Raw genomic sequence first — 16,552 nt, 5'->3', positions numbered from 1 at the left:
CACGCCACCCAGCGTCGCCGGGCGCAATTCCGGCGCGAGGCGTTCCAGCGCGGCCCGGGCCGGCGGATAGGCCGCGCCGCCGAGAACGCGGAACAGCACGGCCAGCGCCTCCACCGGGAGCGACGCCGCGCGGACGATCGCCCAGCCTTCCGGGCGGAGGGAAACGTTCTGGGCGAGTGTTGCCGCCACATCGCGTTCGGCGGCGGCCCGGCGATCCGCATCGAGCGACGGAGGCACCAAGGCCGCTTGCCGCCGCGTGGCCCGGACCCGGACTCGCTCGAAACGCGCATCGGCATTGGACGGATCCTCGACCCAGCCGATGCCCCGTCCGCTCAGGAATTGCCGTAGCACGGCGGGGTCCGTCCCGAGCAGCGGGCGCAGGATCACGATGTCGTCGCGCGCGGCAAACCCAGCCATTCCCGCCAACCCGCGCGGGCCGCGCGCCGCCCGCATCGCCCGCAATTCATCCTGATCGCCGGCATGATGGCCGAGCAGGAGATGCACGATCCCCGCGCCGCGCGCCGCCGCCGCAAGGGACGCGTGGCGGGCGTCGCGGGCGCGGGCCTGCAGGGCCGGGCCCGGACCGAGCTGAAGGCGGAGGATCCGGTAGCCGATGCCGAGCGCGGCCAGTCGCCGCCCGGTCAGGGAGGCTTCGTCCGCCGATTCCGGACGCAAGCCATGATCGGCGATGAGCCCGAGACAGTCGCCGCCGCGCTCCCGTGCCCAGGAGGCGGCGAGCAAAGTCAGGGCCATGCTGTCCGCGCCGCCGGACACGCCGACCGCCACGCGCGGCGCCGCGCCGAACGGCCCGAGCGCGGCCATCACGCGGGCGAAATGGCGGCCCAGGCCGTCGGCCTCGGCTGCGGTCAGTGGCAGGCGGCCCTTCGCCGCGCCGCCTCGACCCGGGCCTTGAGCGACGGCGACGGCGACGAGAACTGGCTGGTCAGCGAGTCGAGCGTGTCGCAGGCTTCCTGATTCTGATGGATCGCGGTGAGCGAATTCGCGAGGCCGAGCAGCGCATCGGGCGCGTGCGGCCCGGCCCGATCGGCATTATAGGCATCGTCGAAGGCGATCGCGGCCTCCTGATGCCGCCCCTGATGGAACAGCGACTGCGCGAGAATGAGCGAAGCCTCGCCATGGCCGGCCTGCTTGCCCTGTTTGGCGATCACGGCATGGGCATCGGCTTCCGCCGCCCTGTAGTCGTGATGGGACAGGGCCGCCCTCGCCGCTCCGAGCGAGGCCTCGGCGCGCGCGGGCGCGGCCGTCTCCGGCGTCGGTCGGGCCGGCTCCCGCGGCAACGTGCCAAGGGTGTGCGGCTCTTGCGCCGATGACGGCGCGGCCGGGGGCGCGCCCTCCGCGGCATTCGCCGGCGTCTGGAAGCCCGGCTTGCCGCCCTGCTCGAGCTGGAACTTCAGGTTGCCGATTTCCTGCTTGATCTCGTCATGCTGGGTGGCGACCTCGTGCTCCAGCGTGTCGACCCGGCCACGCAGGTCCTGAACCTCGCCGTTCAGCGTATGGACACGATCGAGAAGCGAGGCCACGAGATCGCTCGATGGCGCCTGGCCCGAACGCTCCGGCGCGGAGGGCGCGGGCGCGCCGAGCACCGAGCTGCCATTCCCGCCCCCCGTCTGCATGGTCCGGATCTGGTGCTTCAGTTCCAGGATCTGGTTTTCGAGGGCGATCCCCTCGCGACTCGTGATCATCTGGGCCCGGGCCGCGGCGGGGAGAAGGATCGCCACGGCGACACCGGCGGCGTACAGGGTCTTCAGCATGGGACGGCGCATCGGTTTCCTCGTTCTGCGGGCGCGCCGGAATGCGCCCCGCGCGTATGTAGTGCAACCGGCGGCGGCATTGAAGCACCGGGGCCGCGGAAAGCAAATCGGCGGCCCGGATGAGCCGGGCCGCCGATCGATTCCGTCACGCCGTCCGGAGCTTGTGCCCCGGCGGAATGGTCAGTGGCAGTGCTGCGGGTTGAAACCCTGCACCGAGGTGATGGCCACGCGGTCCTGCGCGTAGTCCTGCTCGGTGTTGCCCGGCGAAACCAGGCACGACTTGCCGTAGGAAACGGTCTGGATGCGCGACGCGGCGACGCCCTTGGCGACCAGGTAATCACGCGCGGCATGGGCGCGGCGCGCGCCGAGCGCGAGGTTGTAGGCCTCGGTGCCGCGCGGGTCGGCATTGCCGGCGATCAGCACGTCGACATTCGGGTATTTCGCGAGCCAGCTCGCCTGGCGGTCGAGCGTCGCCTTGTCGGCGCCGGTCAGGTTGGACTTGTTGAAGCCGAAGAAGGCGCGGTCGCCCACGTCGGCCACAAGCTGCTGCTCGCTGCCCGGAGCCGGCCCGGACTGCGCGGCGGTCGCGCCGGAACCAGTCGCCATGGCAGTGGTCTTGGGGGCGTTGGAGCACGCCGCAAGCAGGGCAACAGCCGCGAGTGCGCCCAGAGCTTTGATATTCATGTGTACCGTCCCGATGTTGGGTGCCTGTGATTTGACGCACCGGCGTCATGCCGATACGTGGAAACTGGTAGCCGAGACGCTGGTTCGCCGGCCGACAGCGCAACCTGATCCGCTGCCGGACCAAGCCCCGTCAACCGGTTGAACCAACCGGCGCAAACGTCCGGGCCGATATTTCGGCCTGACCATTTCGCGTAACAATCATCTATTCACATTGCGAAGACCGTTCAAGCGGGCTTTCGGGGCAAAGCCGATCATCCGCCCGTGATTGGATGTCATTTCCCGGCAACGCGACTTTTTTGACACAGCCTGTCAGCAAAACTGCATCTTTGATGACAGAAGGACATGAAATATTCCGCCCTGAAAACTTATTATTAACTTTTGAACACTAAACGGAAAGAGAGGCCGTTGGTCTCCGTTTCCTCCCTGAAAGCTGGCGAAATCTGCCGGCTCGAACTTCGAGCGTGACCGCGTTCTAACCGGTCACGCTCGTTTTTTAAATAAAATTCTGCCTCATGTTTTGATCTAATTTAATGAAAATAAAACTGCCTGTCGCCGAGTTTTCTACCTTTGATATATAGATTGATCGCAATTAACGTTCTATCCACCTCCTTAACAACAAATTACCGCGGACTCCGTCCCGAACCGGATGTTTTTCGATACGCGCAGGGGTTGCAACCTCTGGCACACATCAGGGAATATCCCTGGTCCGATCGGTGACCGCGACTTCCGCTGCTTGCAAAACAGGTTTCAATGCCTTCGGTTCTTTTTTAATCGCGATTTTATCAGCTGCTGAAAACCTCCGGGCCTCGTCCGGAGGTTTTTTCTTGCCGCCCGCGCCATGCGCCGCGTTTGCTTGACATTTCGCCCGCTTCACGCTCCCTGCGCGGCCATGTCCGACGATCTGCCGACCATCGAATCCCAAGCCCGCACAGCCATCGCCGCCGCCGGCGATCCGGCTGCGCTCGACGCCGTCCGTATCGCCCTGCTCGGCAAGACCGGGCAGGTCACAGCGCTGCTCAAGACGCTCGGCAGCCTGACGCCGGACGAACGCAAGCGCGTCGGCGCCGAGGTGAACGCGCTCAAGACCGCCATCTCGGCCGCGCTCGATGCGCGCCGGGCGGTGCTGGAGGCGGAAGCCCTCGCCGCGCGGCTCGCCGCCGAGCGCATCGACGTCACGCTTCCCGGCCGGCCCGACCGCGCCGGCACGATCCACCCGATCTCGCGCACCATGGAGGAACTCACCGCCCTGTTCGGCGCCATGGGCTTCGGCGTGAAGGAAGGACCGGACATCGAGGATGACTGGCACAATTTCGGCGCCCTCAACATCCCCTCGCACCACCCGGCCCGGGCGATGATGGACACGTTCTATCTCGACGCTGCGGCCGGCAGCCGCCCCGTCGTGCTGCGCACCCACACCTCGCCGCTGCAGATCCGCACCATGCTGGCCGAGACGCCGCCGATCCGCGTGATCGTGCCGGGCCGCACCTACCGTTCGGACCACGACGCCACGCACAGCCCGATGTTCCACCAATGCGAGGGGCTGGTGATCGACCGCGGGATCACCCTCGCCCATCTCAAGGGCTGCCTGATCGACTTCCTGCGCGCCTTCTTCGAGCGGCCGGACCTCAAGGCCCGCTTCCGCTCCAGCTATTTCCCCTTCACCGAACCCTCGATGGAGGTCGACATCGCCTGGGACCGCAAGTCCGGCGAGATCGGCGGCGGCAGCGACTGGCTGGAAATCCTCGGCGCCGGCATGATCCATCCCAACGTGCTGGCGAATTGCGGGCTCGACCCGCGAGAATTCCAGGGCTTCGCCTTCGGCATGGGGGTCGAGCGCATCACCATGCTCAAGCACGGTATCCCCGACCTCCGTACTTTCTATGAGAGCGACGTGCGCTGGCTCGCGCATTATGGCACCTCGCCGCTGGCGCCGGTGACCCTGCACGAAGGGGACGCACGATGAAATTCACCCTCTCCTGGCTCAAGACGCATCTCGACACCGATGCCTCGCTCGATGCCATCGCCGAAACGCTGTCCGCCATCGGGCTGGAGGTGGAGAGCATCGCCGATCGGGGCGCGAGCCTCGCGCCGTTCCGCATCGCCCGCGTGATCGAGGCGACGCAGCACCCGAACGCCGACCGGCTGCGGGTCTGCCGCGTCGATCCCGGCGACGGCACCGAGGTCAGCGTGGTCTGCGGCGCGCCGAACGCGCGCACCGGCATGCGCGCCGTCTTCGCGCCGCCGGGCAGTTTCGTGCCGGGCACCGGCATCACGCTCAAGGTCGGCGAGATCCGCGGCGTTCCCTCGGCCGGGATGCTGGTCTCCGAGCGCGAACTCGGCCTCGGCGACAGCCATGACGGCATCATCGACCTGCCGGACGACGCGCCGGTGGGCACGCCCTATGCCCGCTGGGCCGGGCTCGACGATCCGGTGATCGAGATCGGCGTCACACCCAATCGCGGCGATGCCTTCGCGGTGCGCGGCGTCGCGCGCGATCTCGCCGCCGCCGGGCTCGGCACGCTGAAGCCCTGGGCGCCGCCGCCTATCGCCGCAGCCGGGGCGAGCTCGATTGCCTGGCAGAACGCCTATCCGGAAGCCTGCCCCTGGGTGCTCGGGCGCACCGTGCGCGGCGTGCGCAACGGCGAAAGCCCGGACTGGCTGAAGCGTCGCCTCGAATCGGTCGGGCTGCGGCCGATCAACGCGCTGGTCGACATCACCAATTTCTTCACCCTCGATCTCGGCCGGCCGCTGCATGTGTTCGACGTCGGCAAGATTGCCGGCGACGCACTCACCCTGCGGCGCGGCGCGGGGGAAAGCTTCCGCGGCCTGCACGGCAGGGACGTGACCGCGACGGCGGATGACTGCGTCATCGCCGATGCGGCGGGCGCGCAGTCGCTCGCCGGGATCGTCGGCGGCGAGGCGACGGGGTGCGACGAGACCACGCGGGACGTGTTCATCGAATGCGCCCTGTTCGACCGGGTGCGGATCGCCCTCACCGGCCAGCGCACCGGCATCCATTCCGACGCGCGGCAGCGCTTCGAGCGCGGCATCGATTTCGCGCTGCTGCCCGCCGCCCTCGATGCGGCGACCGCGATGGTGATCGAGCTGTGCGGCGGCACCGCCTCGGAGATCACCGAGGCGGGGGCGAAGCCCGACTGGCACCGCACCGCGACGATGCGCTTCGAGCGCCTCGCCAGTTTCGGCCACTCGACCGTCACACCCGACCGCGCCGCGGACATCCTCGACCGGCTCGGCTTTACCGGCGTCGCCCGCGATGCGGCGTCGATCACCGTCGCGGTGCCGAGCTGGCGCAACGATATCGCGGCGGCCGACCTGCCCGGCGGCAGCGCGCTCGACCAGCATGGCGGCCTCGCCGCGGCGACCGCCGAGGCCGCTCGCCTCGGCGCACGGACGATCGAGCCGGAAGTCGACCTGATCGAGGAAGTGCTGCGGATCGATGGGCTGGACCGGATCGAGCCGGTCTCGCTGCCCGGCGCGGCACCGGTGCCCTCGGCCTCGCTCACCCCGCGCCAGGCCCGCACGGTGCGCGCCCGCCGCGTTCTCGCCGCGCGCGGCATGGCCGAATGCGTGACCTTCAGCTTCCTCGACCGCGCGACCGCCGGGCGATTCGGCGCAACCCCCGCCACGCTCGCGCTGAAGAACCCGATCGCCGCCGATCTCGACCAGATGCGGCCGACCCCGCTGGCGACCATCGCCCTCGCCGCCGCGCGCAATGCCGCCCGCGGCCATGGCGACATCGCGCTCTTCGAGATCGGCCCGGCCTATCGCGACGTCTCGCCAGACGGGCAGGATCTCGTCGCCGCGGGGCTGCGCGCCGGACGGACCCCGCTGTCCTGGGTCGAGCCGGCGCGCCCGGCCGATCTGTGGGATGCCAAGGCGGACGCCATCGCCGTGCTCGGCGAACTCGGCGTCCCGCTCGATGCGGTGACGGTGACGGCCGACGCGCCGGCGCATTATCATCCGGGCCGCTCGGGCACGCTGCGCCAGGGGCCGAAGACCCGGCTCGGCTGGTTCGGCGCGCTGCACCCGTCGCTATGCGCCGCGCTCGACCTGCCGGAAGGCAGCGTGGCGTTCGAGCTGGATCTGGGCGCGATCGCCGATCCGAAGCGGCGGCGCAAGGCCGCGCCGTCGCTGCCGCAGTTCCAGCCGCTCCGCCGCGACTTCGCCTTCATCGCCGATGCCACGGTAACGGCCGAGGCCGTGCTGCGCGCGGCGAAGGGCGCCGAGCGCACGCTGATCACCAACGTCGCGTTATTCGACCGCTACGCCGGCGAGAAACTGCCGGAGGGGAAGGTGTCGCTCGCCGTCGCGGTCACCCTGCAACCGCGCGAGGCAAGCCTCACGGACGCGGAGATCGAGGCCGTTTCGGCGAAGATCGTCGCGGCGGTGGCCAAGGCAACCGGGGCGACGCTGCGCGGCTGACGCGCCGCCCCGGCGCCGGGGTTACAGGCATCGCCCCCTGGCGCGCGGCCGCCCCGCCGCGCGCCAGGCATTCTGCCGACGTGATGAAACTGTCCCACGGGCAGGTGACAGCGCCAGGATGTGACGGCGCGCGAAAACGACGAGCGACATCACCGCAACTCGTTCGCTTCAGATACCGGAAGTATGTTTGAAATCTGGAGCGGGCGAAGGGATTCGAACCCTCGACCCCAACCTTGGCAAGGTTGTGCTCTACCCCTGAGCTACGCCCGCGCTCCGTGAAGGCGCTATTACTCAGGTTCGTTCGGCTTGGCAAGCGGTCCCCTCCATCAAAATCGGGCGGCTGGGTCGCGTCCAAGTTTGGCCGATTATATTTAACCATGAGAAACTTCTCGACCTTTCGCGCAGATTTGCCGACATCGCGGATTCGTGAAAAATCTTCCGCCTCGCCCACAGGATGTGGATCGGGTTTCCGCCCCTCGCCGGCTTGTGCTGGCTCCCGGGCGGCACTTGCGGCATCGCCGGTTGCGTCGAACCGGCATTTCCTGCTGGAAGACCGTCGGGCCGCTTGCGCCCGGCCGCCGGATTGGCGGCCGACTGGGCGGTCGATCCGTGGCTGGAAGGTTGCCAAGCCGATCCTGTTGCGACAGGCTCGGACCAATCAATCAAAAAAGGAGATCAGGATGATTCGTAAGATGGGGATCGGGCTCGCGGCGGCCGTTGCTCTGGCGGCGCCGTATGGCATTGCCCACGCGGCCTCCGGGCCGATCAAGATCGGCGTGCAGGCGCCCATCACCGGCACCTATGCCGATGAGGGCCAGGGCATCGAGAAGGCCGTGAAGCTGCTCGCCGACCAGCAGAACGCCAAGGGCGCGCCTGCTGGGCCGCAAGATCGAGGTCAAGGTCTGCGACGACGAGGGCAAGGCCTCCCAGGCCGCCATCTGCGCGCGCCAGCTCGTGAATGACGGCGTGATCGCCGTGATCGGCTCCTACACCAGCGGCGCGGCACTCGCGGCCGAGCCGATCTATGCGCGCTCGAACGTCATCCAGACCTCGGACGGCACCAGCAACAAGCTGCTCTCGCGCGGCTACAAGACCTGGTTCGGCAACGCGGCGCCGAACAGCGCGGAGGCGAAGTTCACCGCGAAATACCTGATCGATGTCCGCCACTTCAAGCGCATCGCCGTGCTGACCGACCATTCGAGCTTCGCCACCGGCCTCGCCGATGCGGTCATCAAGAACATCAAGGCCGACCATGGCAAGGTGATCGACAAGGCCTTCATCACCGCCGGCTCGCAGAACTTCACCCCGGTGCTGACCAAGCTGAAGGCGCTGAAGCCGGATGCGATCTATTTCTCGGGCTACTATTCGGATGGCGGCCTGATCAAGGCGCAGATGGCCCAGCTTGGCATCACCGCGACCTTCGTCGGCGGCGACGCCAACCAGAACGTCGCCTTCGGCAAGATCGCCGGCTCCGCGGCGAAGGGCGCCATCATCGTCAACGTGCCCGGTCCGGAACAGCTCCCCTACCCCACCGCCAAGGCCTTCGTCGCCGCCTACAAGGCGAAATATCACCAGAGCCCGCCCTCGGTCTTCACCCTCACCAACGCCGACGGCATGCGCGCGGTGATGCAGGCGATCGAGCAGACCAAGAGCGTCAAGCCGGCGAAGCTCGAGCACTACCTGCACACGATGAAGAGCTTCGACGGCCTGACCGGCCAGTTCCGCTGGAACGACAAGGGCGAGCGCGTCGGCAGCCCGTTCACCGCCTTCGAGGTGCAGGCCGACGGCAGCTACAAGATCGTCTATCCGGCGCCCAAGGCCGGCTGACGGGCCGGTCGCGCCGGGGGGAGGTTTCGTTATGGGAACGTTCATCCAGCAGGTCTTCAACGGCCTGACGGTCGGAGGCATCTACGCGCTCATCGCGCTGGGCTACACGATGGTTTATGGCGTGATGCGCCTGATCAACTTCGCCCACGGCGATCTCTGCATCCTCGGCGCCTTCATCGGCCTCACCTTCCTCACCTCGCTCGGCGGTGCCGGCCATCCCGGCGCCGCCCTGCTGATCCTCGCCTTCGTCGCGGCGATCGTGGTGGTGGCGGTGGCCGGCGTCGTGCTCGAACTCGCCGCCTACCGGCCGCTGCGCAAGGCGGATCGCCTCGCCGCCGTGGTCTCGGCACTTGGCGCGTCATTGCTGATCGAGAACGGAATCATGCTGATCTGGAGCCCCCAGGTCAGCGTGTTCCCCTCGGGCCTGCTGCCGACGACGACCTATCACATCGCCGGCGCCTCGATCAGCTTCGTGCAGGTGATGATCATCATCGTCTCCTTCCTGCTGATGGCGGCGCTCTACCTGTTCGTGAACCACACCCGCTTCGGCACCGCGATCCGCGCCGCGGCGATCGACCAGGACGCCGCGCGGCTGATGGGCATCAACGTCAACCGAGTGATCGCCAGCGTCTTCATCATCGGCCCGGCGCTCGGCGCGGTCGGCGGGCTATTCATCGGCGTCTATTACCGCGAAGTCTATTTCACCATGGGCTGGACCTACGGGCTCTACGCCTTCATCGCCGCCATCCTTGGCGGCATCGGCAACATTCCGGGGGCGATGCTCGGCGGCATCCTGCTCGGCCTCTTCAACGCCTTCGCCGCCGGCTACATCTCCAGCTCATGGCAGGACGCGATCACCTTCGCGCTGCTGATCGGAATCCTGCTGGTCCGGCCTTCGGGACTCCTGGGCGAACGCGTCGCGGAGAAGGTGTGATGAGCGCGTCCGCAACCCGCAACACCGGCATCGCCGTCTGGATCCTCGGCCTGTTCCTGCCGCTCGCGCTGAACAGCGCCTGGGTCTCCGTCGCCGCGATCTTCGCGATCTACGGCATCGTCGCCCTGTCGGAAGACATCATTCTCGGCCGCGCCGGCATGTTCGACATGGGGCACGCCGTCTATTTCGGCATCGGCGCCTATGTCACGGCGATCCTGAACGTCACCTTCGACTGGCCGATCTTTCTCACCATCCCCTTCGCCATCCTGCTCGCCGCCGCCTTCGGCGCCCTGCTCGCCGCCCCGCTGATCCGCCTGCGCGGCGACTACCTGCTGGTCGCCAGCATCGGCTTCAACGCGATCTTCGTGCTGGCGATGCAGAACAACCTGTTCGGCCTCACCGGCGGGTCGGACGGCATCACCGGCATCGGCGTGCCCTCGCTGTTCGGCCTGCCGATCGAGAGCCAGAGCGCGATGTACTGGCTCGACTGGGTGGTGCTCGGCATCGTGCTGGTGCTGATGCGCAATCTCGACGGCTCGGAATTCGGCCGCGCGCTGCGCTATCTCAAGCAGGACGAACTCGCCGCGACGACGATCGGCGTCAATCCGCGCAAGGTGAAGACGCTCGCCTTCGCCATCGGCGCCGGGCTCGCCGGGCTCGCCGGCACGCTATTCGCGGTGCAGCTCTCCACGGTCAGCCCGTCCTCCTTCAAGTTCACCGAATCGGTGACGCTGTTCGCCATCGTCATCGTCGGCGGCCAGGGCTCGATTCCCGGCGTGCTGCTCGGCACCGCGCTGATGTTCGTGCTGCCCCAGGTCTTCCGCGACTTCGCGCAATACCGCTACCTGGTCTTCGGCTTCGCGATGATCCTGGTGATGGTGCTGCGCCCGCAGGGCCTGTGGCCGCGGCGGGGGGCGCGGGCATGAGCGCGCTGCTCGAACTCCATGGGGTCGGCATCCGCTTCGGCGGGCTGCGCGCGGTCGACAGGCTCTCCTTCACCGTCGACAAGGGGCAGATCGTCGCCCTGATCGGGCCGAACGGCGCCGGCAAGACGACCGTGTTCAACATGATCACCGGCGTCTACCGGCCGACCGAGGGCAGCATCCGCTTCGAGGGGCACGACATCACCGCCCGCCGCCCGCATCTCGTCGCCGCCGCCGGCATCATGCGGACCTTCCAGACCATCCGGCTGTTTCCCGAAATGTCGGTGCTGGAAAACGTCCGCGCCGGCTGCCACCTGCGGGTGCGCCAGCACTGGTGGCAGGGGCTGCTCAGCCTGCCGTCGCAGCGGCGGGAGGAGGCTGAACTGGCCGAGCGCGCGCACGACATCCTGCGCCGGCTCGATCTCGACCGGTTCGCGCATGACCGCGCGGTCTCGCTGCCCTACGGCGTGCAGCGCCGCGTCGAACTTGCCCGCACGCTGGCGGCCGATCCCAAGATGATCATTCTCGACGAGCCGGCCGCCGGCCTGAACGACAATGAATCGGCCGCTCTCAGCGAGACGATCTTCGGCATCCGCGACAGCGGCATCACCGTACTGCTGGTCGAGCACGACATGAACGTGGTGATGAGCGTCGCCGACAAGATCGTGGTGATCAATTTCGGCCAGAAGATCGCCGAGGGCGGGCCGGACGACATCCGCAACGACGCGCAGGTGATCGAGGCCTATCTCGGGCGCGATGACGACGAGGAGGAGGGCGTATCGTGAGCCTGCTCGAAATCGCCGACCTCAAGGTCAATTACGGTCAGATCGAGGCGCTGAAGGGCGTCTCGCTGCGGGTGGAAACGCGCGAGATCGTGGCGATCCTCGGCGCCAACGGCGCCGGCAAGACCACGCTGATGCGCACGATCTCGGGGCTGCTGACGCCGCGCGGCGGCTCGATCGTCTTCGAGGGGACCGACATCACCCGCCTCGGGGCGGACCGCATCGTCCGCCTCGGCATCGCCCAGTCGCCCGAGGGGCGGCGCGTGTTCGGCACGCTGAGCGTGATGGAGAATCTCCGCCTCGGCGCCTTCACCCGCCCGGCGGGCGAGGTTGCCGGCTCGCTCGACTTCGTGCTGCAGATGTTCCCCCGCCTCGCCGAGCGGCGCGGCCAGCTCGCCGGCACGATGTCCGGCGGCGAACAGCAGATGCTGGCGATCGGCCGGGCGCTGATGGCGAAGCCCCGCCTGCTGCTGCTCGACGAGCCGAGCCTCGGCCTCGCGCCGATCATCGTGCAGGGCATTTTCCGCACCCTGCGCGAGATCGCGAATAGCGGCGTCACCATCCTGATCGTCGAGCAGAACGCCCGCAGCGCGCTGAAACTCGCCGATCGCGGCTACGTGCTCGAGGTCGGCCGCTTCGTCATCGAGGACAACGCGAAGACGCTGCTGACCTCGCCCGAGGTGCAGGCCGCCTATCTGGGTGGCGAGCGCAGGAAGGCCTGACGGCGCGTCAGGATTTCGCGAGATCCTCGCGGATGCGGGCGAGCTCCTTCTTCCGCTTGCTGCTCACCTCGGGATAGTTCATGTCGAGCTCCTGCATCGTCTCCAGCAGGATGTTCGAGATGATGAGGCGGGCGTTGCGCTTGTCATCCGCCGGCACCGCGTACCAGGGCGCCTCGACCGTGCTGGTCGCGTTCAGGCAGTCCTGATACGCCGCCATGTAGTCGTTCCAGAATTTCCGCTCCTCGACGTCGGCGGTGCTGAACTTCCAGTTCTTCGAGGGATCGTCGATCCGGGCGATCAGCCGGCGCAACTGCTCCTCCTTCGAGATGTGCAGGAAGATCTTGACGATCTTCGTGCCGTTCCCGGAGAGGTGGCGTTCGAGATCGTTGATCGAGCGGTAGCGGTGCTCCCAGATCGAGCCGACCCCCGACGGCGGTTCCGGCACGCCCTCGTTGGCGAGGATCTCGGGATGCACGCGCGCGATCAGCACCTCCTCGTAATAGGAGCGGTTGAAGATGCCGATCCGCCCCCGCTCGGGCAGGTTGCGCGTCGTGCGCCAGAGGAAGTCGTGCTGGAGTTCCATGGCACTCGGGTGCCTGAAGCTGAAGACCTGGCAGCCCTGCGGATTGACGCCGGACATCACATGCTTGATCGCGCCATCCTTGCCGGCCGCGTCCATCGCCTGGAAGATGATCAGCACGGCATGGCGGTTCGAGGCGTAGAGCAGCTGCTGCATCTCGCTGAGCCGCTTGATGTGGTCATCCAGTTCCGCGCGGTAGTCGTGCTTCGAATCGAAGAGCGGGTCGATGGCTGTCGGCCAGGACGACAGGTCGACGGGAACGCTCGGGTGAATGCGGAACTGCCGGGAATTGACGGCCATGGCGACACTCCGGAATGCGGCGCCGCGACGCGACCGGACGGGACCACCGCAGCGCGGGCTTTCGGCAAAGCCGGCACATGTCCGTGTCCGCCGGATCGTTCCGGGAACGGCGCCCGGTTAACAGGACCAGACACCGATATGGGGGCGGGACGGCGCGGGATGCAAGCGCGCCGGCGCCGTTCAGCTGCGCAGGCGGGTGACCGTTGCCGTGGTGGAATGGCCGGGCAGCAGCTCGGCGAGCATGACGCGCCCGCCCCAGGACTCGACCTCGCGCGCGCCGACCACGGTATCGTGCGTGTAGTCCGCGCCCTTGACCAGGACATCGGGCCGGATCGCCGAGAGCAGGTCGAGCGGCGTGTCCTCCTCGAAGATCACGACGAGGTCGACGCTGGCGAGCGAGGCGAGCACGGCGGCGCGCGCCGCCTCGGGCTGGACGGGGCGCGTCGCGCCCTTGAGCCGGCGCACCGAACTGTCGGCGTTCAGGCCGACGACGAGACGGTCGCACCCGGCGCGCGCCTGTTCGAGCAGATGCACATGGCCGGGGTGCAGCAGGTCGAAACAGCCATTGGTGAAGCCGATGCGCCAGCCGCGCTGGCGCCAGCGCTCGGCGGCCTCGGCGGCGGCCTGCCTGGTGACGACCTTGCGCAGCGCGCCGGAGGCCGGCTTCACCGCGTCGACCAGGTCGTCCGGCCGGGCGACGGCGGTGCCGACCTTGCCCACCACGAGGCCGCCGGCGATGTTCGACAGCCGCGCCGCGATCTCGAGCGGCAGGCCGCTCGCCAGCCCCGCCGCGAGCACCGCGACCACCGTGTCGCCGGCGCCGGAGACGTCGTAGACTTCCGCGGCCTCGGCCGGATAATGCCGGACCGTATCGACGGTCACGAGGCTCATCCCGTCCTCGGAGCGGGTGCAGAGCACCGCGCCGAAGCCGAACCGGCCGATCACCTCGCGCGCCGCCCCGACGATGGCGGCCTCGTCCGGCAGGTCGCGCCCGACCGCTTCGGCGAGTTCGCGGCGGTTCGGCGTGATCACGTCGGCCTCGGCATAGTGCGACCAGTCCGCCCCCTTGGGATCGACGATCACGGTGCGGCCGATCGAGCGGGCGCTGGCGATCAGGTTGCGCGCGATCGTGGGCGCCAGCACGCCCTTGCGATAATCCGACAGCACGGTGACCGAGGTCGCCGCCATCGCGTCGGAGGCGATCTTGAGCAGGCGTTCGCCGAGCTTGTCGGTCAGCGGCATCACCAGTTCGCGGTCGGCGCGGATCAGATGCTGGCCGGCGGCGATGTAGCGCGTCTTCACCGTCGTCGCCCGGCCGGTTTCCACCAGCAGCCAGGGCTCGACATTCGGCTGGCCGCCGATCAGCGCGGTGAGGTCGGAGCCTTCCTGGTCGTCGCCCACCACCGAGACGAAGGCGGCCGCCGCATCGAGCGCGGTGAGGTTGCGCACCACGTTGCCCGCCCCGCCCGGCATCGCGATCTCGCGCGTCACGGTCAGGATCGGCACCGGCGCCTCCGGGCTGATCCGTTCGACGCGCCCATAGGCGTAGCGGTCGAGCATCAGGTCGCCCACCACAAGAACGTTCGCCCGCGCCAGCCCCCGGATCGCGGCGATCAGATCGCCATCATCATGCTCAGCCATGCTGCCTCGCTAGCTTGCGCGGCGGCGTCGGGCAAGCGGTTTCGTGAGGTCGACCCGCCGCGCCGCCGGCGATTTTGCATCGCAGCATCGCGCGCCGCGCCGCCGGCGATGGCAAAACGGGCGCAGTGCCTCTATTTAACGGCCATGACCGAATTGCCGCCCTTTCTCGATCGCACCCGGCCCGACGTGCCCGATATTGCCGTGCCCCGCGGTGTCACGCCGTTTTTCCTCCCGAATCAGCCGGTTCGCGGCCGGCTGGTGCGGCTCGGCCCGCTCGCCGACGCGCTGCTGACCCGGCACGACCACGCGCCCGACGTGCGCGCCCTGCTCGGCCAGGCGCTGGCGCTGGTCGCCAGCCTCGCCACCGCGCTGAAATTCACCGGCAGTTTCTCGCTCCAGGCCAAGGGCGACGGCGCCGTGCCGCTGCTGCTCGCCGACTGCACCGATGGCGGGGCGCTGCGCGGCTATGCCCGGCTGTCCGACGAGATCGCGCTGCCGGAAGAGGCCACCGCGCGGGCGATGATGGGCGACGGCTACCTCGCCTTCACGGTGGACCAGGGGCCGGACATGGAGCGCCACCAGGGCATCGTCTCGCTCGAGGGCGAGAGCCTGGCGGACATGGCGCATCATTATTTCGAGACCTCCGAGCAGCTGCCCTGCCAGATCCACCTCGCCGCCGCCGAGACGCCGGCGGGCTGGCGCGCCGCGGCGCTGGTGATCGAGCGGATCGCCGGCGCCGGCGGCATCGACCCCGCGGTGAGCGAGGCCGAGCAGGAGGAAGCCTGGCGCACCGCGAAGATCCTCGCCGCGACGATCACCGACGAGGAACTGCTGGACGACACGCTGCCGCCGGAGCGCGTGCTCTACCGGCTGTTTCACGGCGAGGGCGTCGCGGTGGACCGGCCGCGGCCGCTCGCCTATGGCTGCCGCTGCTCGCGCGCCCGGCTCTCGGACGTGCTGGGCGGGTTTTCCGGAGACGATCTCGATCACATGACCATCGACGGGGACATCACGATGACGTGCGAATTCTGCAATGTCGATTTCCGCTTCCCGCGCGGCGAGATCGCCGCTGCCGCCTCGGCCGGCGAGCCGGGAGGCGCGTCATGAGGCGCCTCGCCCTCGCCGGGATCGTGCTGGCGCCGCTGGCGCTGTCGGCCTGCGCCACCGAGGCGCCGGCGCCGACGACCTTCGCCCGGCTCGACTATTCCTACCTCCCGCCGATCACCCTGAAGGTCGCCAGCATCCGCATCCGCGACGATTACCGGCCCGGACCGGACGCGGCGAAGATGATCGACCTCGCCCCCGAGCCGCCGGCGCGTGTGCTGGAGCGCATGGCGCATGAGCGGCTGGTGGCGAATGGCAGCCCCGGCTCGGCCTCGTTCGTCATCCGGCAGGCCTCGCTGCACCAGGTGGGCGACACGCTGGTGGGCACCATGACGGTCGATCTCAACGTGCGGACCAGCAACGGCCAGCGCGTCGGCTATGCCGAGGCGACCGTCTCGCGCAGCGAGACCGCGCCGACGAACGAGTCGCCGGACCGGATGCGCGCCGCGCTCTACGACCTGACCAAGACGATGATGAGCAGCATGAATGTCGAGCTGCAATACCAGATCCAGAGGAGCCTGCCCGACTGGCTCGCCTATTCGCCCGCCGGCGAGGTGGGCGGCATGGCGGCGCCGCACTACAGCCCCGACCAGGGCATCAGCGCGCAGCCTTTGCCGAACCCCGATGCCGGGCAGAATGGGCCGGCCAGCGGCACGAGCCTCGGCGGGTCGAACGACTGACCGGGCGGCGTTCCGGCCCGGCAGGCGGATGCGGGCCGCGCCCCGAGGGATGCAGCCGGGCGGCGGTTTAGCCGCGATGTCCGGGGAGCGCGGCGGTATCGCCGCGACCTGAAGGCGATCAGGACGGGACCGGCGGCGCGCGGGTGTGAAGCGGGCCGGG

The 16,552-nt window shown here is 68.7% G+C and carries 16 protein-coding genes and 1 tRNA gene; 10 read left to right on the top strand and 7 right to left on the bottom strand.

What is annotated here, in order from left to right; all coding sequences use genetic code 11:
• The 4 genes from tilS to APM_RS21430 all read right to left on the bottom strand — a co-directional run.
• Positions 1-822, bottom strand: an 822-nt coding sequence (gene tilS, locus APM_RS07475; RefSeq protein WP_007422751.1) for a tRNA lysidine(34) synthetase TilS, incomplete at its 3' end; no start/stop codon positions are given.
• 44 nt (positions 823-866) lie between these two features.
• Positions 867-1,772 carry a tetratricopeptide repeat protein gene (locus APM_RS07470; protein ID WP_013639418.1) on the bottom strand — a complete coding sequence of 302 codons (906 nt, stop codon included), beginning with the start codon at positions 1,770-1,772 and terminating at the stop codon, positions 867-869.
• A 180-nt stretch (positions 1,773-1,952) separates the two neighbouring features.
• Entirely contained in the window at positions 1,953-2,456 is a 504-nt protein-coding gene (locus APM_RS07465) for an OmpA family protein (protein ID WP_007422749.1), read from the bottom strand.
• A 688-nt stretch (positions 2,457-3,144) separates the two neighbouring features.
• Complete coding sequence (locus APM_RS21430; protein ID WP_138919176.1) at positions 3,145-3,330, bottom strand: hypothetical protein; 186 nt, start codon at positions 3,328-3,330, stop codon at positions 3,145-3,147.
• A 15-nt stretch (positions 3,331-3,345) separates the two neighbouring features.
• Here APM_RS21430 and pheS point away from each other — a divergent pair, with 15 nt between their 5' ends.
• Both pheS and pheT read left to right on the top strand, forming a co-directional pair.
• A complete protein-coding gene (gene pheS / locus APM_RS07460; RefSeq protein WP_007422748.1) occupies positions 3,346-4,419 on the top strand; it encodes a phenylalanine--tRNA ligase subunit alpha in 1,074 nt (357 codons plus the stop codon).
• Complete coding sequence (gene pheT / locus APM_RS07455) at positions 4,416-6,899, top strand: phenylalanine--tRNA ligase subunit beta (RefSeq protein ID WP_007422747.1); 2,484 nt, start codon at positions 4,416-4,418, stop codon at positions 6,897-6,899. Before pheS ends, pheT begins: the two co-directional genes overlap by 4 nt.
• Before the next feature lie 195 nt (positions 6,900-7,094).
• Here pheT and APM_RS07450 read toward each other — a convergent pair.
• Positions 7,095-7,169 (bottom strand) — tRNA-Gly (locus tag APM_RS07450).
• A gap of 410 nt (positions 7,170-7,579) precedes the next feature.
• Here APM_RS07450 and APM_RS22560 point away from each other — a divergent pair.
• The 6 genes from APM_RS22560 to APM_RS07425 are packed head-to-tail and all read left to right on the top strand — an operon-like array spanning position 7,580 to position 12,087.
• On the top strand, positions 7,580-7,861 hold the full coding sequence (locus APM_RS22560) for a hypothetical protein (RefSeq protein ID WP_241763123.1): 282 nt from the start codon (positions 7,580-7,582) through the stop codon (positions 7,859-7,861).
• Entirely contained in the window at positions 7,773-8,726 is a 954-nt protein-coding gene (locus APM_RS07445; protein ID WP_371259406.1) for a branched-chain amino acid ABC transporter substrate-binding protein, read from the top strand. The genes APM_RS22560 and APM_RS07445 overlap by 89 nt, the downstream gene beginning before the upstream one ends.
• Positions 8,727-8,757: 31 nt before the next feature.
• Complete coding sequence (locus APM_RS07440; RefSeq protein ID WP_007422743.1) at positions 8,758-9,660, top strand: branched-chain amino acid ABC transporter permease; 903 nt, start codon at positions 8,758-8,760, stop codon at positions 9,658-9,660.
• Entirely contained in the window at positions 9,660-10,586 is a 927-nt protein-coding gene (locus APM_RS07435; protein ID WP_013639359.1) for a branched-chain amino acid ABC transporter permease, read from the top strand. The genes APM_RS07440 and APM_RS07435 overlap by 1 nt, the downstream gene beginning before the upstream one ends.
• Entirely contained in the window at positions 10,583-11,368 is a 786-nt protein-coding gene (locus APM_RS07430; RefSeq protein WP_007422741.1) for an ABC transporter ATP-binding protein, read from the top strand. Before APM_RS07435 ends, APM_RS07430 begins: the two co-directional genes overlap by 4 nt.
• Positions 11,362-12,087 carry an ABC transporter ATP-binding protein gene (locus APM_RS07425; protein WP_371259405.1) on the top strand — a complete coding sequence of 242 codons (726 nt, stop codon included), beginning with the start codon at positions 11,362-11,364 and terminating at the stop codon, positions 12,085-12,087. The genes APM_RS07430 and APM_RS07425 overlap by 7 nt, the downstream gene beginning before the upstream one ends.
• Before the next feature lie 7 nt (positions 12,088-12,094).
• Here the strand turns inward: APM_RS07425 and APM_RS07420 are convergent, their stop codons facing one another.
• On the bottom strand, positions 12,095-12,967 hold the full coding sequence (locus APM_RS07420) for an ADP-polyphosphate phosphotransferase (RefSeq protein WP_007422738.1): 873 nt from the start codon (positions 12,965-12,967) through the stop codon (positions 12,095-12,097).
• A gap of 180 nt (positions 12,968-13,147) precedes the next feature.
• Complete coding sequence (gene rfaE1, locus APM_RS07415; protein WP_007422737.1) at positions 13,148-14,608, bottom strand: D-glycero-beta-D-manno-heptose-7-phosphate kinase; 1,461 nt, start codon at positions 14,606-14,608, stop codon at positions 13,148-13,150.
• A gap of 144 nt (positions 14,609-14,752) precedes the next feature.
• On the opposite strand from rfaE1, the gene APM_RS07410 reads away from it, so the two are divergent.
• Both APM_RS07410 and APM_RS07405 read left to right on the top strand, forming a co-directional pair.
• Positions 14,753-15,715 (top strand): Hsp33 family molecular chaperone HslO, encoded by a 963-nt coding sequence (locus tag APM_RS07410; RefSeq protein ID WP_035186357.1) that lies wholly within the window; start codon positions 14,753-14,755, stop codon positions 15,713-15,715.
• Positions 15,712-16,392, top strand: a complete 681-nt coding sequence (locus tag APM_RS07405) for a hypothetical protein (protein ID WP_007422736.1) — start codon at positions 15,712-15,714, stop codon at positions 16,390-16,392. Before APM_RS07410 ends, APM_RS07405 begins: the two co-directional genes overlap by 4 nt.
• Positions 16,393-16,552: the final 160 nt, after the last annotated feature.

It is taken from the genome of Acidiphilium sp. PM (assembly GCF_000219295.1).
Lineage (GTDB): Bacteria > Pseudomonadota > Alphaproteobacteria > Acetobacterales > Acetobacteraceae > Acidiphilium > Acidiphilium multivorum.
This window is presented reverse-complemented; position numbering and strand designations above follow the sequence as displayed.